Annotated in this window: 19 protein-coding genes; 13 read left to right on the plus strand and 6 right to left on the minus strand. The window is 71.0% G+C overall.

What is annotated here, in order from left to right:
• Position 1: 1 nt before the first annotated feature.
• The 3 genes from ABN611_RS22120 to ABN611_RS22130 form a co-directional block, all read right to left on the minus strand.
• A complete protein-coding gene (locus ABN611_RS22120; RefSeq protein WP_350274116.1) occupies positions 2-178 on the minus strand; it encodes a DUF6104 family protein in 177 nt (58 codons plus the stop codon).
• Position 179: 1 nt separating this feature from the next.
• The gene (locus ABN611_RS22125) at positions 180-3,995 is read right to left on the minus strand and encodes a multifunctional oxoglutarate decarboxylase/oxoglutarate dehydrogenase thiamine pyrophosphate-binding subunit/dihydrolipoyllysine-residue succinyltransferase subunit (RefSeq protein WP_350274117.1); all 3,816 of its coding nucleotides are present in this window, start codon (positions 3,993-3,995) and stop codon (positions 180-182) included.
• Positions 3,996-4,436: 441 nt separating this feature from the next.
• Positions 4,437-4,739, minus strand: a complete 303-nt coding sequence (locus ABN611_RS22130) for a hypothetical protein (protein WP_350274118.1) — start codon at positions 4,737-4,739, stop codon at positions 4,437-4,439.
• A 71-nt stretch (positions 4,740-4,810) separates the two neighbouring features.
• Here ABN611_RS22130 and ABN611_RS22135 point away from each other — a divergent pair, with 71 nt between their 5' ends.
• The 11 genes from ABN611_RS22135 to ABN611_RS22185 all read left to right on the plus strand — a co-directional run bounded on the left by ABN611_RS22135 (position 4,811) and on the right by ABN611_RS22185 (position 16,879).
• Positions 4,811-5,827, plus strand: coding sequence for a helix-turn-helix transcriptional regulator (locus ABN611_RS22135; protein WP_350274119.1), 1,017 nt, complete (start codon positions 4,811-4,813; stop codon positions 5,825-5,827).
• A gap of 38 nt (positions 5,828-5,865) precedes the next feature.
• The gene (locus ABN611_RS22140; RefSeq protein ID WP_350274120.1) at positions 5,866-6,261 is read left to right on the plus strand and encodes a Rid family hydrolase; all 396 of its coding nucleotides are present in this window, start codon (positions 5,866-5,868) and stop codon (positions 6,259-6,261) included.
• A 69-nt stretch (positions 6,262-6,330) separates the two neighbouring features.
• Positions 6,331-7,002, plus strand: coding sequence for a FadR/GntR family transcriptional regulator (locus tag ABN611_RS22145; RefSeq protein WP_350274121.1), 672 nt, complete (start codon positions 6,331-6,333; stop codon positions 7,000-7,002).
• A gap of 15 nt (positions 7,003-7,017) precedes the next feature.
• Positions 7,018-7,224, plus strand: a complete 207-nt coding sequence (locus tag ABN611_RS22150; RefSeq protein ID WP_350274122.1) for a DUF6343 family protein — start codon at positions 7,018-7,020, stop codon at positions 7,222-7,224.
• A 157-nt stretch (positions 7,225-7,381) separates the two neighbouring features.
• Positions 7,382-8,962 carry an ATP-binding cassette domain-containing protein gene (locus tag ABN611_RS22155; RefSeq protein WP_350274123.1) on the plus strand — a complete coding sequence of 527 codons (1,581 nt, stop codon included), beginning with the start codon at positions 7,382-7,384 and terminating at the stop codon, positions 8,960-8,962.
• Positions 8,963-9,064: 102 nt separating this feature from the next.
• The gene (locus ABN611_RS22160; protein ID WP_350274124.1) at positions 9,065-10,411 is read left to right on the plus strand and encodes a cytosine permease; all 1,347 of its coding nucleotides are present in this window, start codon (positions 9,065-9,067) and stop codon (positions 10,409-10,411) included.
• A gap of 13 nt (positions 10,412-10,424) precedes the next feature.
• Positions 10,425-11,984, plus strand: a complete 1,560-nt coding sequence (locus tag ABN611_RS22165) for a hydantoinase/oxoprolinase family protein (RefSeq protein WP_350274125.1) — start codon at positions 10,425-10,427, stop codon at positions 11,982-11,984.
• On the plus strand, positions 11,981-13,054 hold the full coding sequence (locus tag ABN611_RS22170) for a DUF917 domain-containing protein (RefSeq protein WP_350274126.1): 1,074 nt from the start codon (positions 11,981-11,983) through the stop codon (positions 13,052-13,054). The genes ABN611_RS22165 and ABN611_RS22170 overlap by 4 nt, the downstream gene beginning before the upstream one ends.
• Positions 13,051-14,160 (plus strand): DUF917 domain-containing protein, encoded by a 1,110-nt coding sequence (locus tag ABN611_RS22175; RefSeq protein WP_350274127.1) that lies wholly within the window; start codon positions 13,051-13,053, stop codon positions 14,158-14,160. The genes ABN611_RS22170 and ABN611_RS22175 overlap by 4 nt, the downstream gene beginning before the upstream one ends.
• Before the next feature lie 65 nt (positions 14,161-14,225).
• On the plus strand, positions 14,226-15,296 hold the full coding sequence (locus tag ABN611_RS22180) for a DUF917 domain-containing protein (RefSeq protein WP_350274128.1): 1,071 nt from the start codon (positions 14,226-14,228) through the stop codon (positions 15,294-15,296).
• A gap of 290 nt (positions 15,297-15,586) precedes the next feature.
• The gene (locus tag ABN611_RS22185) at positions 15,587-16,879 is read left to right on the plus strand and encodes a helix-turn-helix domain-containing protein (RefSeq protein ID WP_350274129.1); all 1,293 of its coding nucleotides are present in this window, start codon (positions 15,587-15,589) and stop codon (positions 16,877-16,879) included.
• Here the strand turns inward: ABN611_RS22185 and ABN611_RS22190 are convergent.
• The 3 genes from ABN611_RS22190 to ABN611_RS22200 are packed head-to-tail and all read right to left on the minus strand — an operon-like array spanning position 16,869 to position 19,893.
• Entirely contained in the window at positions 16,869-17,831 is a 963-nt protein-coding gene (locus tag ABN611_RS22190; RefSeq protein WP_350274130.1) for an aldo/keto reductase, read from the minus strand. The two genes, ABN611_RS22185 and ABN611_RS22190, sit on opposite strands and share 11 nt — an antisense overlap.
• A complete protein-coding gene (locus ABN611_RS22195) occupies positions 17,828-18,580 on the minus strand; it encodes an SDR family oxidoreductase (RefSeq protein ID WP_350274131.1) in 753 nt (250 codons plus the stop codon). The genes ABN611_RS22190 and ABN611_RS22195 overlap by 4 nt, the downstream gene beginning before the upstream one ends.
• Positions 18,577-19,893: an L-fuconate dehydratase gene (locus ABN611_RS22200; protein ID WP_350274132.1), complete on the minus strand. Its 1,317-nt coding sequence runs from the start codon at positions 19,891-19,893 to the stop codon at positions 18,577-18,579. Before ABN611_RS22200 ends, ABN611_RS22195 begins: the two co-directional genes overlap by 4 nt.
• Positions 19,894-20,137: 244 nt before the next feature.
• Between ABN611_RS22200 and folP the strand changes: the two genes are divergently transcribed.
• Positions 20,138-20,950 carry a dihydropteroate synthase gene (folP, locus tag ABN611_RS22205; protein ID WP_350281666.1) on the plus strand — a complete coding sequence of 271 codons (813 nt, stop codon included), beginning with the start codon at positions 20,138-20,140 and terminating at the stop codon, positions 20,948-20,950.
• Positions 20,950-21,675, plus strand: a complete 726-nt coding sequence (locus tag ABN611_RS22210; protein ID WP_350274133.1) for a pyrimidine reductase family protein — start codon at positions 20,950-20,952, stop codon at positions 21,673-21,675. Before folP ends, ABN611_RS22210 begins: the two co-directional genes overlap by 1 nt.

Consider the following 21,675-nt stretch of genomic DNA (forward strand, 5'->3'; position numbering starts at 1 on the left):
ACTAGTCGTCTTCGTCGTCCAGGCGGGCGAGCCAGGTGGCGAAGCGTTCGATCGGGGTTTCGAACTCGGGGTTCAGGTCGACGAACTCGCGGAGCCGGTCGGCGACGAAGGCGAGGGAGACTTCCTCTTCGCCCCGGCGCTTCTCGAGCTCCTCGATGCCGCGGTCGGTGAAGTACACGTCAGCTGAACGCCTGCTTCAGCAGCGTGGCCTGCTCGGCGCCGTGGACGCCGTGCGAGCCGACCGCCGGGGCGGACATGGCGGGCCGGGACACCCGGTAGAACGGCTTGCCGCCCAGGTGCTCGGTCAGGTTCAGCGCCATGAACGGCCACGGGCCCTGGTTCGCGGGCTCGTCCTGGACCCAGCGGATCTCGGTCGCGTTCGGGTACTTCGCCAGCTCGGCGACGATCTCCTCGTGCGGCAGCGGGTACAGCTGCTCGACCCGGACGATCGCAGTGCTGATCTTGTCCGGCTCGACCTTCTTCCGCTCGGCGAGCAGGTCGTACACGATCCGGCCCGACGCCAGGATGACCCGCTCGACGGCGCCCGCGTTCGCCTCGGCCTCGGCGTCGCCGATCACCGGGCGGAACGTGCCGTGGGTCAGCTCCTCCGGCTGCGACACCGCCTCCTTGCGCCGCAGCAGCTGCTTCGGCGTGAAGACGATCATCGGGACGTGCTCCTCGCCGAGCGTGTGCCGACGCAGCAGGTGGAAGTACGACGCCGGCGTCGACGGCTGGGCCACCGTCATCGCGTTCTCCGCGCAGAGCTGCAGGAACCGCTCGATCCGGGCCGAGGTGTGGTCCGGGCCCTGGCCCTCGTAGCCGTGCGGCAGCAGCAGCACGACGCCGGACTTCTGGCCCCACTTCGCCTCACCGGACGAGATGTACTCGTCGATGACCGACTGGGCGCCGTTCACGAAGTCGCCGAACTGTGCCTCCCACAGGGTCAGCGCCTCCGGCCGCGCGACGGAGTACCCGTACTCGAAGCCGAGTGCGGCGTACTCGCTGAGCAGCGAGTCGTAGACGTAGAAGTTCGCCTGGTTGCCCTCGTCCAGGTGCTGCAGCGGGACGTAGTCCTGCCCGTTGACCCGGTCGATGACCGCGGCGAACCGCTGCACGAACGTGCCGCGGCGGCTGTCCTGACCGGCCAGCCGGACCGGCCGCCCGTCGAGCAGCAGCGAACCGAACGCGGTGATCTCGGCGCTCGCCCAGTCCAGCGGGCCCTCGGTGATCGCGTGCGCCCGGCGCTGCAGCTGCGGCTGCACCTTCGGGTGCACGGTGAAGCCCTCGGGCAGCGTGGTGTACGCGTCGGCGACCTTCTTCAGCACCTCGCGGCTGATCGCGGTCGCGTCCGGGCCCTCCGGCTTGTCCGGGTAGACCGGGACGGTGACGTACGCCGCCGGCGTCTCGGGCTCGTTCTTCGCGTCCCGGACCTCGGCGAACACCCGCTCCAGCCGCTGCTGGTAGTCCTGCATCGCCTGCTCGGCCTCTTCGATCGTGATGTCGCCACGACCGATCAGCGCCTCGGTGTACAGCTTCCGGACCGAGCGCTTCTGCTCGATCAGGTCGTACATCAGCGGCTGGGTGAAGCTCGGGTCGTCGCCCTCGTTGTGACCGCGGCGGCGGTAGCAGACCAGGTCGATGACGACGTCCTTGTTGAACGCCTGCCGGTACTCGAACGCCAGGTCGGCGACCCGGACACAGGCCTCGGGGTCGTCGCCGTTCACGTGGAAGATCGGCGCCTGCACCATCCGCGCGACGTCGGTGGAGTACATCGACGAGCGGGACGAGGCCGGCGAGGTGGTGAAACCGACCTGGTTGTTGACGATCACGTGGATCGTGCCGCCGGTCCGGTAGCCGCGCAGCTGGGACAGGTTCAGCGTCTCCGCCACCACGCCCTGGCCGGCGAACGCCGCGTCACCGTGGACCAGGATCGGCAGCACCGGGAACGCGGCGCCGCGGTCCAGGATGTCCTGCTTGGCGCGCGCGATGCCCTCGAGCACCGGGTCGACGGTCTCCAGGTGCGACGGGTTCGCCGCCACCGAGACCTTGATCTTGTCGCCGAACTCGGAGACGAACTCGCCCTCGGCGCCCAGGTGGTACTTGACGTCACCGGAGCCCTGCACGGTCCGCGGGTCGATGTTGCCGTCGAACTCGCGGAAGATGTGGCTGTAGGACTTACCAACGATGTTCGCGAGCACGTTCAGCCGACCGCGGTGCGCCATACCGATCACGACCTCGTCGAGACCGGCGCCGGCCGCCTCCTCGCAGAGCTCGTCGAGCAGCGGGATCGTGGTCTCGGCGCCCTCCAGCGAGAACCGCTTCTGACCGACGTACTTGGTCTGCAGGAAGGTCTCGAAGGCCTCGGCCTCGTTCAGCTTGGCCAGGATCCGCAGCTGCTCCTCGCGCGGCGGCTTGGTGTGCGGGCGCTCGACCCGCTCCTGGATCCACTTGCGCTGCTCGGGGTCCTGGATGTGCATGTACTCGATACCGGTGGTCCGGCAGTACGAGTCGCGCAGGATGCCGAGGATCTCGCGCAGCTTCATGAACTTGCGGTCCGCGCCGCCGAACGAGCCGGTGGCGAACTCGCGGTCCAGGTCCCACAGCGTCAGGCCGTGGGTCGCGACGTCCAGGTCCGGGTGGCTGCGCTGCTTGTACTCCAGCGGGTCGGTGTCGGCCATGATGTGGCCGCGCACCCGGAACGCGTGGATCAGCTCGAGGATCCGGGCCTGCTTGCTGATGTCCTCCTCGTGGCTGTGCGGGAGGTCGGCGGCCCAGCGGATCGGCTCGTACGGGATCCGCAGGCTCTGGAAGATCTCGTCGTAGAAACCCTCCTGGCCGAGCAGCAGCTGGTGGATCCGGCGCAGGAACTCACCCGACTGGGCGCCCTGGATGATCCGGTGGTCGTACGTAGAGGTCAGCGTCATCACCTTGCTGACCGCGAGCTTGGCCATCGTCTCGTCGGCCGCGCCCTGGTACTCCGGCGGGTACTCCATCGCGCCGACGCCGATGATGCAGCCCTGGCCGGTCATCAGCCGCGGCACCGAGTGCTGGGTGCCGATGGTGCCGGGGTTGGTCAGGCTGATCGTGGTGCCCTGGAAGTCCGGCAGCGCGAGCTTGTTGTCCCGGGCCCGGCGGACGATGTCCTCGTACGCCATCCAGAACTCGGCGAACGTCATCTCCTCGGCGGCCTTGATCGACGGCACCAGCAGTTGCCGGGTGCCGTCCGGCTTCTGCATGTCGATGGCCAGGCCGAGGTTGATGTGCGCCGGGTGCACGAGTGTCGGCTTGCCGTCGGTCTCGTCGTACGACGCGTTCATCTCAGGCAGCGTCTTCAGCGCCTTGACCAGCGCCCAGCCGATCAGGTGCGTGAACGACACCTTGCCGCCGCGGGCGCGCTTGAGGTGGTTGTTGATGACGATCCGGTTGTCGATCAGCAGCTTCACCGGGACCTGGCGGACGCTGGTCGCGGTGGGGACCGAGAGGCTGGTCTCCATGTTCTGCGCGGTCCGCGCGGGCGCGCCCCGGAGGATCTTCCGCTCGGCGTCCGCGGTGGTCGCGGGGGCGGGCTTGGGCTGGGCGCTGGGCGGCTGGTTCACCGTGCCTCCGGTCGGGGCGCTCGACTGGGCCGGGGCCTGCTTCGTGGCCGGCTGGGTCTGCGGCGGGGCGGCCTGCGCGGCGGCCGGGGTGGGCTGGGTCGCCGCGGTGGTGGCCGCGGGCGCGCTCGAGGCCGGCGCGGACGTCGCCGTACCGCGGCTCGGCGCCTCGGGGGTCTTGTTGTCGGACACCGCGTCCGGCCGGGGAGCGTCGGCCGGGGTGCTCGTCACCGGCTTCGCGTCACCCGTTGATTCACCGGGCTTGTACGTCTTGAAGAAGTCCAACCACGCCGGATCCACCGAGTTCGGGTCCTGCAGGTACTTCTCGTACAGCTCGTCGACCAGCCATTCGTTCGCACCGAAGGCTGCTAGGGGATTTGTGTCTGATGGCTCGGTGGCCACTTGGCAGTTCGCCTCTTCCGATTTCGGTCCGGTACCACGGGGTGCTTAATGCTGATGTTATGGGTGGTGTCCCAAGCAAAGGCTAATAGCACCCGGACCACTTCCACAGCCGGGGACCACCGGACCAGTGTGTCGAGTGGTCGCCCCCCGGGGACCCGATCGGCCGCGTCCTGAAACACTGCCCACAAAGGTGTTTCAGGCCACACGCCGTCCTCTCAGCGGCCGGCGTAGCGGAGAGCGCCGGCCGCGCCTGCGGGACCCCCTTGCAGAGGTGGCTTTCCGGCGTCTTCGGGGTCCTTCCCGGAATGTCGGTCTGAGCGTGGCTGCCCACTGTATGCAGTTGTCCACTCGCCGCCCGTGACGATCAGCACCGCGCAGAAGTGTGGTCAACGTCACGTGACGGATCAGTCCACTCGGGGATGATTGGACCTCATCGGTGGGTCACGCGGGCACGGCGGCCGGCTGCTGCTCGTCCAGCGTGCGGAGCTGCGGTACGGCATGCGCACTGGAGACGGCCGCGGACAACGGGGTCTGCCAGATCTTCTCCAGCACCTGGATGAAAGCCGTCGCGTACTCGCGGCTCCCGAAGTCGAGATCGATGTAGACCGTGGTGGGGTCGTCGACCGGCCGGCTGACGCGGTGGCCGAGGACGTGGTGGTCGCGGCGAGCGCGGTCGTAGCGGTCGAACGCGGCCTTCCAGGCGTCGTAGTCGTGGATGGTGTTCTCGATGTGCAGAGTGATCATGCGCCCAGCGTGCGACCGGGCGCCGGCCACAACACATCCCCGATCCTGGGGATCTTTCGTACGCTCGCGGTGTGCGGGAGCGCGTGGAGCGGCTGTGTTCCGGCCGCCTGGACGCCAAGGAGTTCCGCGAGCAGGTGCTGGCCGAGCTGCGTCGGGCGGTGCCGTTCGACGGGCACGTCTGGGCGCTGACCGATCCGGTGACCCGGGTGGGTACGGCGCCGCTCGCCGACGTCCCGGGGTTGTCCTGGGCGGAGCTGCCAGGACTGGTGCGGGCGCGGTACGCCGGGGTGGGTACGCGCTGGTGTGACCTGCTCGCGAGCGGTGCCGTCGTACGGGCGCTGGGTCCCGGCGAGCGGGTGGAGTGGCGTCGGCCGGGTGTGGTCGACGTACTGACCGCGGTCTTCGCGGACCGCTTCGGGTGCTGGGCGTGGCTCGATCTCTGGCGTACGACGCGCGACGCGTTCACCGCGGCGGAGTGCCGCCTGGTGGGGTCGGTGGTGCCGTCGCTGACGGCCGCGTTGCGCGCGGCGCAGGCCCGCACCTTCGTCACGGCGCCGGGACCGGGGGAAGACGTTGGGCCGGCGGTGCTGCTGCTCGGGCCGGACCTGACGGTGCGGGTCGGGACGGAGGCGGCGCGCGCGGCGCTGCACCGGCTCAATCCGCCCGGCGATCCGTCGGTCGTCGCCCAGGCGATTCCGGCGGCGGCGTACAACGTCGCCGCGGCCCTGGTCGCGGTCGAGGCGGGCGTCCCGGTGGGCCCGCCGTGGTCGCGGGTACACCTGGCCGCCGGCCGCTGGCTCACGTTGCGCGCCGCTCGTACGGCGCCGACCGCCGAGGCCGACGTCGCCGTGACCATCGAGCAGTCGACCCCCGCCGAACGGCTGGAGGTCTTCGCCCTCGCCCACGGCCTCACCCGCCGCGAACGCGAGATCCTCGCCGAACTCGCCACCGGCGCCGACTCCCGCCGGATCGCCGAGCGCCTCGTGCTCTCCGACCACACCGTCAACGACCACGTCAAAGCCGTCCTCGCCAAGACCGGCGCCCGCACCCGGTCCACCCTGCTCGCCCGGGCCGTCGGCACCGGCTGATCGGCGTGCTAACGTTCTGGATATCAACTATCCAGAACGTGAGGTCGTCGATGATCACCAACCCCGCAGGACTGCACGACCCGGTGGGCTTCGGGTACAGCCACGTCGCCGACCTGGGCAACCTCGTCTTCGTCGCCGGGCAGTACGCGTCCGGGCCCGACGGGCAGGTGCAAATCGACGGTTTCGAGGAACAGGTCGGGCTGGCGTTCGAGAACCTCGGGGTGGCGCTGCGGTCGGCCGGTCTCGGCTACGCCGACGTCTTCCAGTTGCGGACGTACGTCGTCGACCACTCGGGGGAGAAACTCGGGGTGCTCGGGCGCGTGATCGCGAAGTACTGGCCGGAGCGGCCGCCGGTGCAGACGCTGCTCGGCGTGGCGGCGCTGGCGCTGCCGGAGATGGCCTTCGAGGTGGATGCGGTCGCCGTACGGCGCTGAGGCCCTGCCGTACGGCGCTGAGGCCCTGCCGTACGGCGCTGAGGCTCCGCCGCGCGGCATACTGACGGAATGGCGTTGACGGATGAGGCGATCGTCAAGATCAAGGAGATGATCACCTCGGGGGAGTTGGGGCCGGGGGATCGGCTGCCCAAGGAGGCGGATCTCGCGGCGCGGCTGGGGCTGTCGCGGAACTCGCTGCGCGAGGCGGTGAAGGCGCTCACGCTGGTCAACGTGCTGGACGTCCGGCACGGCGACGGGACGTACGTGACCAGCCTGGACTCGGCGCACCTGCTGGACGCGCTGAGCTTCATGGTCGACCTGCACCGCGACGACTCGGTGCTGCAGTTCTTCGAGGTACGGCGGTTGCTCGAGCCGGGCGTCGCCGCGCTGGCCGCGACCCGGATCACGCCCGAGCAGGTCACCGAGCTCCGGCTGCTGTGCAGCGACCTGACGCCGGACGCGGGCGTCGAGGAACTCGTCGCGAACGACCTGCGGTTCCACCGCGGGATCGCCGAGGCGACCGGGAACCAGGTCGTCTGTTCGCTGCTCGACGGCGTCTCCGGCGCGACCCAGCGGGCCCGGATCTGGCGCGGTGTCACCCAGGCCGGCGCGGTCGAGCGCACGCTGTCCGAGCACGCCGCGATCCTGGACGCCATCGAGATCGGCGACGCCGAGGCGGCCCGCGCCTGGATGACCGCGCACATCGCCGGCGTCGAAACCTGGCTGCGCAAAGCCCCGTAGGGGTACAGCAGAGGTATGGCGTACGAGCCTCCTCCACCGCGTAGCGCGTTGACGTTGCGGCTGGTGCTGTCGGTGTTCGGGGTCTGCCTGTGGATCGCGGCCGCGGTGCTGGCCGCCGTACTCGAACTCCCGGTCGGCTGGGTGGTCGCGTTCGGGGTCCTCGCGGTGGTCGCCGCCGTCGACCTGCTGATCGTTGCCCGCCGCAAGCTTTCCGGAAAGTAGTTGAAGCTCGCGCGGCCGGGACCGTATCCTGGTCGGCGTCCCATTCCCGGCGTCAGGGGTCCGCGTTGTAACTCCGAGGTCTTTCTCTTCAGTCGATCGACTGCCGCCTGTCGTGGCGTGCGGTCTCGTCCGAGACCTCGTTGGGAGTGCAACGCTCATGAGTTTTTCCCTGTCCTGTACCGATCTCTTCTTCGCCTGGCCCGACGGCGAGGTGCTGTTCGACGGCCTGACGTTCGTCGCGGGCCCGGTGCGTTCCGGGCTGGTCGGCCGCAACGGCGCCGGCAAGTCGACGCTGCTCCGGCTCATCGCCGGCCGGCTCACTCCGCAGCGCGGGGCGATCCGGGTCAGCGGCGAGCTCGGGTACCTGCCGCAGGACCTGACCCTCGACACCTCGTTACGCGTCGACCAGGCGCTCGGCATCGACGCCGTACGACGGGCGGTCACCGCGATCGAGTCGGGTGACGCCTCCGAGGAGAACTTCGCGATCGTCGGCGACGACTGGGACGTCGACGAACGCGCGGAGGCGCTGCTCGGCAAACTCGGCCTCGGGGCGATCGGCCTCGACCGCAGCGTCGGCGAGCTGTCCGGCGGCGAGACGATCCTGCTCGGGCTGGCGGCCGAGCTGCTGCGGCGTCCCGACGTACTGCTGCTGGACGAGCCGACGAACAACCTCGACCTGCGGGCGCGGCGGCACCTGTACGACGCCGTCGACCAGTTCCGGGGTGCGCTGCTGATCGTCAGCCACGACCGGGAGCTCCTCGACCGGGTCGACCAGATCGGCGACCTGCGCAAGGGCGAGGTCACCTGGTACGGCGGCAACCTGACCGCGTACGAGGAGGCCCTCGCGGTCGAGCAGGAGGCCGCCGAGCGGATGCTGCGCGCCGCGGAGGCCGACGTACGCAAGCAGAAGAAGGACCTGATCGACGCGCGGATGAAGATGGACCAGCGCCGCGCCCGCGGTCAGCGTGCCTTCGAGCAGGGCGGGATCCCGAAGATCGTCGCGGGCGGGCTGAAGCGGGCGGCGCAGGTGTCGGCCGGCAAGCACCTCGGGATGCAGTCCGAGCGGCTCGAATCGGCGCAGGAGGCGCTCGCGGACGCGGAGGAGAAGGTCCACGACGACGAGACGATCCGGGTCGACCTGCCGAAGACCGCCGTACCCGCCGGCCGGGTGGTGCTGCGGCTGGAGGACCACGTACTGCGGACCGGGGCACACGTCGACCTGGAGATCAGAGGACCGGAGCGGATCGCACTGACCGGGCCGAACGGCGCCGGCAAGACCACGCTGCTGCAGTCGGTCGTGGCAGGGTCGTTGCCCGTGGTGCCGTTCCGGTACCTGCCGCAGCGGCTCGACCTGTTGCGCGACGACCTGTCGATCGTGGACAACCTGGCGCTGCTGGCTCCGAGCACGGAGAACCAGGAGCGGCGGGCGCGGCTGGCGCGGTTCCTGTTCCGCGGGCGGGCGGCGGACCAGTTGGTCAGCACGCTCTCCGGTGGCGAGCGCTTCCGGGCGACGCTCGCGGCACTGCTGCTCGCGGAGCCTCCGCCGCAGCTGCTGATGCTCGACGAGCCGACGAACAACCTCGACCTGGCGAGCGTGGCACAGCTGAAGGACGCGCTGGCGTCCTACAGTGGCGCACTGGTGATCGCGAGCCACGACGTCCCGTTCCTCCGCGAGATCGGGATCACCCGCTGGCTGGAGCTGACACCGGAGACCCTGACGGACATCGACCCGCTCTAGGCTGGTTGCACAGTCTGCCGACGCGGACTGTGCAACCTTCACGGTGAGGCTGGCCGGGCGGGCGTCGTACGTTCGGTGGAATCCCCAGTTCTGGAGGTTCCGATGGCCGGTTCTTCTGTTGGCACCGACGACTACGCGCTCGCCCGGGTCCCGGAGCACGCGCGATACTCCTGGTGGTCCGTCGCGACCCAGCGCTTCGGGCAGATCTCGGCGCTGAGCCAGTTCCTGCTCGGCGCGACGCTCGGGTTCGGGATGAGTTTCTGGAACGCGTTCTGGGCCCTGACGCTGGGTGCGGTGATCCTCGAGCTGGTCGCGATCCTGATCGGCGTGATCGGCGCCCGGGAAGGCCTGCAGACGTCGGTGATCGCGCGCTGGACCGGCTTCGGCCAGGCGGGGTCGTCGCTGATCGGGCTGGCCATCGGGATCAGCCTGATCGGCTGGTTCGGGATCCAGTCCGCGGTGTCCGCGGCCGGGCTCAGCCAGCTGATCGGGGTGCTCCCGACCTGGGGATGGTCGCTGGTGTTCGGTCTCGCGGTCACGCTCGTCGTGCTGCGCGGTTTCCACTCGATGGCCTGGGTCGCGTACGTGACCGTCCCGGCGTTCCTGCTCCTGGTCGGCTGGTCGATCGTCAGCGAGCTGAGCGACCACAGCCTCGGCTCGCTGGTGAACGCGGCGCCCCCGGGCCCGCAGCTGAGCCTGCTGGAGGGTACGACGCTCGTCGCCGGCGGCTTCATCGTCGGCGCCGTGATCACGCCGGACATGACCCGCTACAACCGCAGCGTCGGCGACGTCGTCAAGCAGACCGTGCTCGGCGTGACGCTCGGCGAGTACGTGATCGGCCTGGTCGGCGTGCTGCTGGCCCACGCGGTCGGCTCGGCGAACGTGATCACGATCGTCACCTCGTCGGTCGGCTGGGTCGGCACGCTGGTGATCATCCTCGGCACGCTGAAGATCAACGACTGGAACCTCTACAGCTCCGGCCTCGGCGTGGTGAACTTCATCGGCACGGTCTTCGGCCGGCACGTCAACCGGGCGGTCGTCACGCTCGTCGTCGGCGTCCTCGGCAGCGTGCTCGCGGCCGGCGGGATCCTGGACAAGTTCACCGACTTCCTGGTGCTGCTCGGCGTCGCGTTCCCGCCGATCGCCGGGATCATGGTCGCGGAGTACTTCGTGGTGAAGCGCTGGCGCCCCGAACTGGACGCCTCCCGGACCGGCGGCACGCTGCCCGCGACCGCCCCGACCTGGGTCCCGGCGACGATCGTGATCTGGATCGGCGCCGCGCTGATCGGCAAGTACGTCGCCTGGGGCCTGCCGAGCATCAACTCGCTGGTCGTCGGCTTCATCGCGTACGCCGTCGCGGGCAAGCTCGGGCTGATCCGCGGGATCGGGACCAGCCGCACGATGGACAGCGAGACGACCGCAACCACCGCCGTACCCGCGGCGAGCTGAGAGGAACCTGCGCATGCGAATCGGCATCGATGTCGGTGGCACCAACACCGACGCCGTGCTCCTGGACGGAACGACCGTGCTGGCCGCCAACAAGTCGGCCACCAGCGCGGACGTGACCGCCGGCATCATCGACACGCTCGACCGGCTGCAGGCCGAGCGGTCGTTCGACCCGGCGCAGGTGCGGGCGGTGATGATCGGCACCACGCACTTCATCAACGCCCTCGTCGAGGCCCGGCGGCTCGCGCCCACGGCGGCGCTCCGGCTCGGGCTGCCCGCGACCGCGTCGCTGCCGCCGCTGGTCGACTGGCCGGAGCGGCTGGTCGGGGCGATCAGCGGCCGGAGCTACCTGGCGCACGGCGGGCACGAGTTCGACGGGCGGCACATCGCCGAGCTGGACGAGGACGAGCTGCGGCGGCACGCGGGCGACATGGTCGCGCACGGCGTCCGGTCGGTGGCGATCTCGTCGGTGTTCTCGCCGGTCAGCAACGAGTTCGAGCTGCGGGCGGCGGAGATCCTGCGCGCGGAGCTCGGCGACGACGTGGCGATCTCGCTGTCCCACGAGATCGGCCGGATCGGCCTGCTGGAGCGGGAGAACGCGACCATCATCAACGCGGCGCTCCGTGAGCTCGCCGCGTCGATCGTGGACGGGCTGGCCGGCGCCGTCGCGGGTCACGGCATCGCCGCGCCGCTGTACCTGAGCCAGAACGACGGCACGCTGATGGACGTCGACTTCGCCCGCCGGTACCCGGTCGCCACGTTCGCGTCCGGGCCGACCAACTCGATGCGCGGCGCGGCGCTGCTGTCCGGGCTCGACACCTGCGCGGTGGTCGACGTCGGCGGTACGACGAGCGACGTCGGCGTGCTCACCCACGGTTTCCCGCGCGAGGCGACCACCGAGGTGGACGTGGCCGGCGTCCGGACGAACTTCCGGATGCCCGACGTACTCAGCATCGGCATCGGCGGCGGCAGCTTGGTGGCCGAAGGCAACGATCAGGTGACCGTGGGCCCGCGGTCGGTTGGTTACCGGCTGACCGAGGAGGCCTTGGTCTTCGGCGGGAAGACGCTGACCGCGACGGATATCGCGGTCGCGGCCGGGCGCGCCGAGGTCGGCGACAGCGCCGCGGTCGCGGACCTCGATCCGACGCTGGTGAAGGCCGCGCTCGCCCGGGTCGCCGCGGACATCGCGGACGCGGTGGAGCGGATGCGGACGTCGCCCGACCCGCTGCCGGTGGTGGCGGTCGGCGGTGGCTCGATCCTGCTGCCCGACGACCTGCCCGGCAGCCTCGCGGTGCACCGGCCGGAGAACTTCGCGGTCGCGAACGCGATCGGCGCCGCGATCGCCCAGGTCGGCGGCGAGGTCGACCGGGTCTACGCGATCGACCCTGGGCGCCGCGACGCGGTCGTGGACGAGGCCCGGCAGGAGGCCGTCGACCGCGCGGTCGCGGCCGGTGCGGATCCGGCGGCCGTGCGGATCGTGGACTTCGACGAGGTCCCGATCCCGTACCTCCCCGGCAACGCGACCCGCATCCGCTGCAAGGCGGTCGGCGACCTGCGGCTGGGGGAGACGCGATGAAGCTCCGGGCCGAGGACCTGGGCGCGCTCGCCCGGGGCGCCGCCGTGCTGGGGACCGGTGGGGGCGGCGATCCGCACATCGGGCGGTTGCTGGCCGAGCAGGCGCTGAAGGAGCACGGCCCGGTCGAGATCGTTGCCGTGGACGACCTTCCGGACGACGCCTGCGTGCTGCCGGTCGCGATGATGGGCGCGCCCACCGTGATGGTGGAGAAGCTGCCGTCCGCCGACCAGATCTCGGTCGCGGTCCGGACGCTGGCGAAGTACGTCGGGAAGACGCCGACGCACCTGGCCTGTATCGAGGCCGGCGGGGTGAACTCGACCGTACCGGTGATCGCCGCCGCGCAGCTCGGGCTGCCGCTGGTGGACGGTGACGGGATGGGACGCGCGTTCCCCGAGCTGCAGATGGTGCTGCCGACGCTCGCCGGGATCGAGGCGACGCCGATGTCGATCGTCGACGAGAAGGGCAACCGCGGCGTCTTCGACACGGTCACCAACGCCTGGGCCGAACGCCTCGCCCGGTCGGCGACCGTCGACATGGGCTGCTCGGCAATCGTCTCGCTGTACGCGATGACCGGTGCCGAGGTCCGCGGGTCGTTCGTCGCCGGAACGCTCAGCAAGTGCGTCACGATCGGGCAGGCGATCGAGCAGGCGCGGCGTACGCACACCGACCCGGTCGCGGCGGTGGTCGAGGAGCTCGGCGGCCGGCTGCTGCACACGGGCAAGGTCGTCGACGTGCAACGCCGTACGACGACCGGCTTCGCGCGAGGCGACGCGGCCGTCGACGGACTGGACGGGTCGCACGGACGGCTGCTGGTGCTGCGGTTCCAGAACGAGCATCTGGTCGCGGAGCTCGACGGTACGGCGGTCGCGACCACGCCGGATCTGATCATCGTGCTCGACACCGAATCCGGCGAGCCGATCACCACCGAGGCGTTGCGCTACGGGCACCGGGTCAGCGTGCTCGCGGCGCCGGCCGACGAGCGCTGGCACTCCCCGGAAGGCATCGAACTGGTCGGTCCGCGGTACTTCGGCTACGACCTGGACCCGATCCGCGCCCTGGAGACGGCATGAGTTGGGAACTGGGCATCGAGCACCTGCGGGACCTCGCCCGGGGTGCGGCGATCCTCGGCACCGGCGGCGGTGGCGATCCGCTGATCGGGCGGCTGCTCGTCGAGCAGGCGATCCGGGAGCACGGGCCGGTGACCGTCCTCGACCCGGACGAACTGGCCGACGACGCGTTCGTCGTCCCGACCGCGCAGATGGGCGCGCCGACCGTGATCGTGGAGAAGATCCCGCGCGGCAGCGAGCCGGTCGGTGCGCTGCGGGCGCTGGAGAAGCACCTCGGCCGGACGGCCGACGCGACGATGCCGATCGAGTGCGGCGGGATCAACTCGATGATCCCGCTGCTCGTCGCGGCCCGGACCGGGCTCCCGGTGGTGGACGCGGACGGCATGGGGCGGGCGTTCCCCGAGCTGCAGATGGAGACGTTCTCGGTGTACGGCGTACCGGGGTCGCCGATGGCGATCGCCGGGGAGCACGACGAGACCGTGGTCATCGACACCGGCGCCGACAACAAGCAGATGGAGTGGCTGGCGCGCGGGATCACCGTCCGGCTCGGCGGGGTCGCGCACATCGCGGAGTACTCGATGACCGGGGCCGAGGTGAAGCGCACCGCCGTACCGCGGACGCTGTCGCTCGGGCTGTCGATCGGGCGCGCGGTCCGGGAGGCGCGGGCTGCGCACGAGGACCCGGTCGAGGCGATCCGCGCCGCGCTGGCGCCGACGCTGTACAGCCACCTGCGGGTGCTGTTCCGCGGGAAGGTCGTCGACGTGGAACGCCGTACGGTCGAGGGATTCGCGCGCGGGCGGGCGAGGTTCACCGGGTACGACGGGACGTCACAGCTCGAGCTGCGCTTCCAGAACGAGAACCTGGTGGCGGACGTCGACGGCGAAGTGGTGTGCACGGTGCCGGACCTGATCTGCGTGCTGGAGGCGGACACCGCGGAGCCGATCACGACGGAAGGCCTGCGCTACGGGCAGCGGGTCACGGTGGTCGGGATCTCCACGCCGGACCTGATGCGCACCCCCGAGGCGCTCGCGGTCTTCGGCCCGTCGTGCTTCGGCCTGGATGTCGCCTTCGCCCCGGTCGAGCGCCGTACGGACGCCCTCGTCCTCTGACCCCCGGCTCGCCGTGCTGACCCCTCCGCGGCGGGCCGGGGTTCCATCAGTGGCAGGATCGGCCCATGACGACGGTCATCCGGGAGCGGGACCTGGAGGCGCTGGTTGTCGGGGTCACGCTGCTCGGCTCCGGTGGTGGCGGCGACACGGGCGCGTTCGGGCGGATGCTGCGCCGGCGGCTGGGTGCGGGGGAGCTGGTACTGGGGGACGCTGCCGACGTGCCGGGTGTCTCGGTGAGTCCGATCGGCGTGGTCGGGGCGACCAGTGTGCTGATGGAGAAGCTGCCGGGTGGGGGCGAGTTCGACGCGGCGGTGCGGGCGGTCAGCCGGTGGACGGGGATCGAGGTCACCGGGCTGATGCCGCTGGAGGCCGGCGGGCTGAACGGGTTGACGCCGTTGATCGCCGCACTCGATCTGGGGCTGCCGGTAGTCGATGCGGATCTGATGGGGCGGGCGCTGCCGCGGCTCGACCAGTTCTCGTGGGCGGTGGCGGGGCGGTCGCTGACACCTTGTGCGCTGAGTGAGCCAAGTGGTCAGGTCGTTGTCGTGGACAACGTGGACGCGGCCGGGCTCGAGCGGGCGGTGCGGAGCTTCGTTGCGCACACCGGCGGATGGGCGGTGCTGGCGCTCGCACCGACACCTGTGGAGGCGGCGGCTGAGGATGCGGTGCGAGGGAGTCTGACGCGGGCGCTGGCGCTCGGTCGAGCACATGCGCAGCTGGAGCCTGGTTCGGCGCCGGCTGATGTCGCGGCTGGTCTGGGTGGGCGGATGCTCGGCAGCGGGCGGGTCGAGGAGGTCGGGCGGCACCTGATCGCGGACGGTGGTGCCGCGTTCGGTCGCGGGAGTGTGTGCGTCGTGGATGCTGCTACGCGCGCCGTGGTCCGGATCGAGACGGAGAACGAGTACCTGCTGGCGCTGGTCGACGGACGCCCCGTGGTCACGACGCCAGACCTCCTGTGCGTGCTGGACCGCCGTACGCTCCAACCGCTCGCGGTAGACGCCATCCGCACCGGCGACGAGGTAGTAGTCGTAGCCCTCCCCGGTCCCACCTGGTGGAGGCGCCCCGACCGCCTGCCGCACGTATCACCCCAGGCCTTCGGCCTGACCTGCCCGCCGCAGCTGCTCGAGGCATCGTGACCGAGCCCGGAGTGGCGCCCACACTGGCGGCGATGCTGAGCGCACCCGGCTGGCGCGAGGTGGTAGTCCTCGCAGGCCCCCCAACACCCGGAGCCGGACCAGCCAGCTCCGGGGGTGGGGGTGCCGGGGCGGGGGTTCGGTTGGTGGGGTCTCGGGTGGTGTTGGAGGTTTCGGCGCATCCGGAGAGGCTGGCTGGGCAGTTGCTTGTGGTGCTGCTCGCTGAGGATCACTCGGACTGGCGGATTGATGCTCTGATCAGTCGGGCGTCGGCTGCGGGAGCAGGAGCGTTGTTGCTGGCTGGGGTGGAGCCGCTGGGGCGGGGTGCGCAGTTGCTGGCTGAGCGGTTGCGGTTGCCGGTGTTGGGGTGTCCGGATCCGTTGGCGGCGCACGAGTACCTGCGGCGCGTGACGGCCGAGCCGGAACTGGTTCGGTCCGACCTGGTGCTCAAGACAGTCAGAGCGTTGCGCCGGGCGGACGGTGATCTGGCATCGGTACTCCGGACAACGTCCACAGTGCTGGAGCGACCCGTGACCTTGGCAGGCGCAGACGGCGGCACCCTGGCAGGCGACCCCCTCGACGCCGACGAACGTGCCGCCTTGGTCGCCGCACTGCCGCGGGTCCCGGTCGCTTGGGCTGCGCCGTACCGCGTCGACCTGCCGAGCGGCGCGTTGCTGATCGCCGTTGCTGTACTCAGCGCAGGCCCCGTGTGCTGGCTGGTAGCCAGACTGCCCGCCGTGGTACCAGCAGAAGCCGCCGCCGTACCTGAGGTCCTCAGCGTGGTAGCACCCGCAGTAGCCGAGCGCCTGGCGTTGCGGCGGCTGGAGCTGGAGCGAGACGCCCGCCAACGTACGTCGCTCCTCGGCGAACTCCTGCACGGCGAACCGTCGGAAGCTACGCGCCGACGCGCCGTAGACCTCGGCTGGCAACTCGACGGCTGGCACACCGGCATCCGCATCGGCGCCGACGGCCAGGTCGACGTAGCCGGCCGCCGAGCAGACGTCGTCGACGCCTTCGACGCCGAAGGACTCCAAGCAGTCGTGGTCGAGCAGGGCGACGGCTGGTCCGCGTGGATCACCGCAGTACGCGAGCCGACCGCCACCGAAGTACAACAGCAGGCCGCGGCCATCCGCCGCGTGCAGCGCCGCCTGGTGCAGACCGTCGACGCGTACGTCGGCGTAGGCCGCGTGCAACCTGGCCCGGGCGGCATCGCCACCACCCTCGCCGAAGCAGGCGACGCTGCCGGCCTCGCCCGCGGCCGGGCCGAGACCGGCCGTTTCCTGCACGTCGACCGCCTGGGACTCGCGCAGCTACTGCTCGCCTGGACCCGCACCGACACGTTCCAGCCCGCCGCACAGGCGCTACTGGCCCCGATCAAGGACCAGCCCGGTGACCTGGTCACCACCCTCGCCGTCTACCTCGACACCGAGTCGTCGCTGTCCGAGACCGCCGCAGTGCTCGGCATCCACCGCAACACCGCAGCGGCCCGCATCGCCAAGATCCAGCACCTGCTCGGCGTCGACCTCACCAACCCGGACGAACGCCTGGCCCTGCACCTGGCCTCCCGCACCACCCCTACGGAGTAGGCGCGTCCTCTCGCAGCAGCCCGGCCGACTTCAGGTCCGACCAGAGCCCGGCCGGTACGTCGTTCCGCGCGAGCGCGGCATTCGTGTGCACCTCGTCCGCCGTACGGCAGCCGACTGCGATTCCCGCGACCGCAGGGTGGAACAGCGGGAACGCCAGCGCCGCCGCGGGCAGCGTGGTGCCGTGGGCCTCGCAGACGTCCGCGAGCTTGTTGGCCTTGTCGACCAGCGTCTGCGCCGCGGGCTCGTAGTTGAACGTCGTACCCGGCGCCGGCCGCGGCTGCGACATCAGCCCCGAGTTGAAGACGCCCACGGCGACGACCTGGACGTCGTTCTCGACGCAGGCCGGGAGTACGTCGTCCAGCCCGTCCGGGTCGATCAGCGTGTACCGCCCGGCCAGCATGATCACGTCGATGTCGAGCTCGCGGACGAACCGGGTCAGCATCGCCGACTGGTTCATCCCGGACCCGATCGCGCCGATCACGCCCTGCTCGCGCAGCTCGATCAGCGTCGGGAACGCGGTCGCGACCGCCTCGTCGTAGTGGTCGTCCGGGTCGTGCACGAACACGACGTCCAGCCGGTCGGTTCCGATCCGGCGCAGCGAGTCCTCGATGCTCCGCAGTACGCCGTCCCGCGAGAAGTCCCAGCGCCGCCGGCGCGTCGTACTGATGTCGAAGCCCTCGTCGTCGGTCGCGGCGTCGGAGGCCTCGTAGATGATCCGGCCGACCTTGCTGGACAGGACGTACTCGTCGCGCGGCCGCGAGCGCAGTGCGAGTCCGAGCCGCTCCTCGGCGAGCCCGAGCCCGTAGTGCGGGGCGGTGTCGAAGTACCGCCAGCCCTCGTCCCAGGCGGCGTCGACCGCGGCGACCGCGTCGGCCTCGGGCACCTCGCCGAGCAGGTTGCCCAGCGGCGCACCGCCGAGGCCGACGCGCTGACCGTCCGGGAAGATCTTCATGAGCGCACCGCCGGGAGTCGTAGGTTCTGCATGCCGCCGTCCACCGCGAGCGCCGTCCCGGTGGTCGAACCGGACAGCGGGCTGGCCAGGTACGCGATCGCGGCCGCGACCTCGTCCGCCGTCACCAGCCGGCCCATCGGCTGCCGGGCCTCGAGTGCGGCCCGCTCGGCGTCCGGGTCCGCCGCGGCCTCGAGCAGGCGCCCGACCCACGGCGTGTCCGCCGTACCGGGGTTGACGCAGTTCACCCGGATCCCCTCGCGGACGTGGTCCGCGGCCATCGCCATCGTCAGCGCGAGCACCGCGCCCTTGCTGGCCGAGTAGAGCGCCCGGTTCGGCAGGCCGGCGGTCGCGGCGATCGAGCAGGTGTTGACGATCGCGGCCGCCTCGGACTTGCGCAGGTACGGCAGCGCGGCGCGGCTGACGCGGGCGATGCCGACCACGTTCACGTCCAGCACCCGGTGCCATTCGTCGTCGTCGTTCGCGGCGACGTTGCCCTGCGCGCCGATGCCGGCGTTGTTCACCACCACGTCGATCCCGCCGAGCTGCAGCGCCGCGGCGGCGACCGCGTCCCGGACCGAGCCGTCGTCGGTGACGTCCGCCGCGATCCCGGTCAGCGGCTCGGCGACGTCCGGCTTCAGGTCGAACACGACCACCTCGGCGCCGCGCGCCGCCAGCAGCCGCGCGGCCGCCAGCCCGATCCCCGACGCGCCGCCGGTCACCACGGCCCGCAGGCCGTCGAAATCGGTCACTTCTGCTCCCTCTCCAGGTCCGTCCAGATCTTGCCACCCGGGTACCGGAACCCGGCCAGCGTCTCGGCGTCCATCTCGGCGCCGAACCCGGGGCGTACCGGTGCCACGTAGTGCCCGTCCCGGATCAGCACCGGGTCCAGGAAGTGCTCATGCAGGTGGTCCACGAACTCGATCACCCGGTCGTCCGTCGACCCGGACACCGCGACGTAGTCGAACATCGACAGGTGCTGGACCAACTCACACAGTCCTACCCCACCCGCGTGCGGGCACACCGGTACCCCGAACTTCGCGGCCAGCAGCAGGATCGCGATGTTCTCGTTGACGCCGGCCACCCGCGCCGAGTCGAGCTGCAGGAACGACAGCGCCTCGGCCTGCAGCAACTGCTTGAACACCGTCCGGTTCTGCACGTGCTCACCGGTCGCGACCTTGATCGGCGCGATCGCCCGCGCGATCGCCGCGTGCCCGAGGACGTCGTCCGGGCTGGTCGGTTCCTCCACCCACCAGACGTCGTACGGCGCCAGCGCCTCGACCCAGCGGATCGCGTCGGCGACGTCCCAGCGCTGGTTGGCGTCGATCGCGATCCGGATGTCCGGGCCGACGGCCTCGCGGGCCAGCCGCATCCGGCGGATGTCGTCGTCCAGGTCGGCGCCGACCTTCAGCTTGAGCTGCGTGAACCCCTCGGCGACCGCCTCGTGGCAGAGCCGGACCAGTTTCGCGTCGTCGTACCCGAGCCAGCCGGGCGTGGTGGTGTACGCCGGGTAGCCGCGCTCGCGCAGCACCGCCTCCCGCTCGGCGCGGCCGGGCTCGGCCTTGCGCAGGATGTCCAGCGCCTCGTCGGGCGTCAGCGCGTCGGTCAGGTACCGGAAGTCGACCAGGTCGACGATCTGCTCGGGCGTGAGGTCGGACAACAGCTTCCACAGCGGTACGCCGGCCCGCTTGGCGGCCAGGTCCCAGACCGCGTTGACGACCGCGCCGATCGCCATGTGCATGACGCCCTTCTCGGGCCCCAGCCAGCGCAGCTGCGAGTCGTGCACCAGCGACTTCCAGAACCCGCCGAGGTCGTTGAGCGTGGCGTCCAGGTCGTGGCCGACGACGTGCTCGCGGAGCGCCTCGATCGCGGTGGTCTGGATGTCGTTGCCGCGGCCGATCGTGAACGCGAACCCGTGCCCCTCCAGCCCGTCACCGGCGTCGGTCCGCAGGATCAGGTAGGCCGCGGAGTAGTCCGGGTCGGTGTTCATCGCGTCGGAGCCGTCCAGCTCGAGCGAGGTGGGGAAACGGACGTCGTACGTCTCGAGTTCGGTGAATCGTGGCATCGAGGACCCGATCTGCTGCGGTGGGCGGACTGTCGGGACGGATCCTATAGGATATGTGGCTGCGGCGATAGGTGGCCCCGACCGCAACGCCATCACAATCCGTGCCCGCGGCCCGGGCCCCGCGGGCGGCTGCCGCCGAGGGGCGTTTGTGATGGCCTGGAGATCGGCCACGTACAGTCGGGGCGTGACCGATGGTGTGCTCCGGCTGGGCAGGCGGTCGTTCGGCGTGGGTGAGTTCGCGGTGATGGCGATCATCAACCGGACCCCCGACTCGTTCTTCGACCGCGGCGCGACGTACGCGACCGACGCGGCCTACGCCGCGATCGACAAGGCGGTCGCCGAGGGCGCGGACCTGGTCGACATCGGCGGCGTCAAGGCCGGGTACGGCGAGCCGGTCAGCGAGACCGAGGAACTGCGCCGGACCGTCGACTTCGTGGCCGGGATCCGGGACCGGCACCCCGAGCTCGTGATCAGCGTGGACACCTACCGCAGCGGCGTCGCTCGCCGGGTCGCGGAGGCCGGTGCGGACCTGCTCAACGACACCTGGGCCGGCGCCGACCCGGACCTGGTGAACGCCGCCGCCGAGGCCGGAACCGGCCTGGTCTGCAGCCACGTCGGCGGCCTCTCGCCCCGCACCGACCCGCACCGGATGGCGTACGACGACGTGGTCGCGGACGTGATCCGGACGACGACGGCGCTCGCGGACACCGCACTCGCGGCCGGGGTCCGGCGGGACGGGATCCTGATCGACCCGACGCACGACTTCGGCAAGAACACGCTGCAGTCGCTGGAGCTGACCCGCCGCCTCGACGAGCTCGCGGCCACCGGCTGGCCGGTCCTGGTCGCGGTGTCGAACAAGGACTTCATCGGCGAGACCCTCGAGCTCCCGCCGGGGCACCGCGGCAACGGCACGCTCGCCGCGCTCAGCGTCTCGGCCTGGCTCGGTGCCCGGGTGTTCCGCGTGCACGACGTACCGGCCGCCCGCCAGGCCCTCGACTTCATCGCCGTACTGCGTGGCAGCGCGCAGCCCGCCGGAACCCGAAGGAGCCTCGCCTGATGCGCCTCGTCGACGACCTCTCGGACGAAGACCTGATCACGATCTACGAGGTCGCGGACCGCACGGTCCCGCACCTGCGGGTGAACTTCGTCAGCAGCCTGGACGGCGCGGTCGAGATCGACGGGCAGTCGAAGGCGTTGTCGAGCGACAGCGACAGCCGGGTGTTCAGCATGATCCGGCGGCTGGCGGACGTCGTGCTGGTGGGTGCGGGGACGATCCGCGACGAGGGCTACAACCCGCTGAAGCTGTCCGGCGCGGCCCGCAGTTGGCGGACGGCGGCGGGCCTGGCCGAGAATCCGACGCTCGCGATCGTGTCGTCGCGGCTCGAGCTGAGCCCGGTGAATCCGGTGTTCCAGTCCGCCGTCCGGCCGATCGTCGTGACCCACGCGGCCTCGCCGCCCGACCGCCGCGAGGCGCTGGCGGAGGTGGCCGAGGTGCTCGTGCTGGGCGAGTCCGCGGTCGACCTGCCCGCGGTCGTCAAGGAGTTCAAGGGCCGCGGGCTGACCCAGGTCCTGTCCGAGGGCGGGCCGCACCTGCTGGGTGCCCTGACCGAGGCTGACCTGGTGGATGAGATGTGCCTGGCGCTGGCGCCGATGCTGGCCGGGCCGGGAGCAGGCCGGATCACGGCCGGAGCGCCGACGACGCTGACCCGGCGGATGAAGCTCGAGTCGACGCTCACCGCGTCGGACGACTACCTGTTCTTCCGCTATCTCCGGGAGGCCTGA

It is taken from the genome of Kribbella sp. HUAS MG21 (genome assembly GCF_040254265.1).
GTDB lineage: Bacteria > Actinomycetota > Actinomycetes > Propionibacteriales > Kribbellaceae > Kribbella.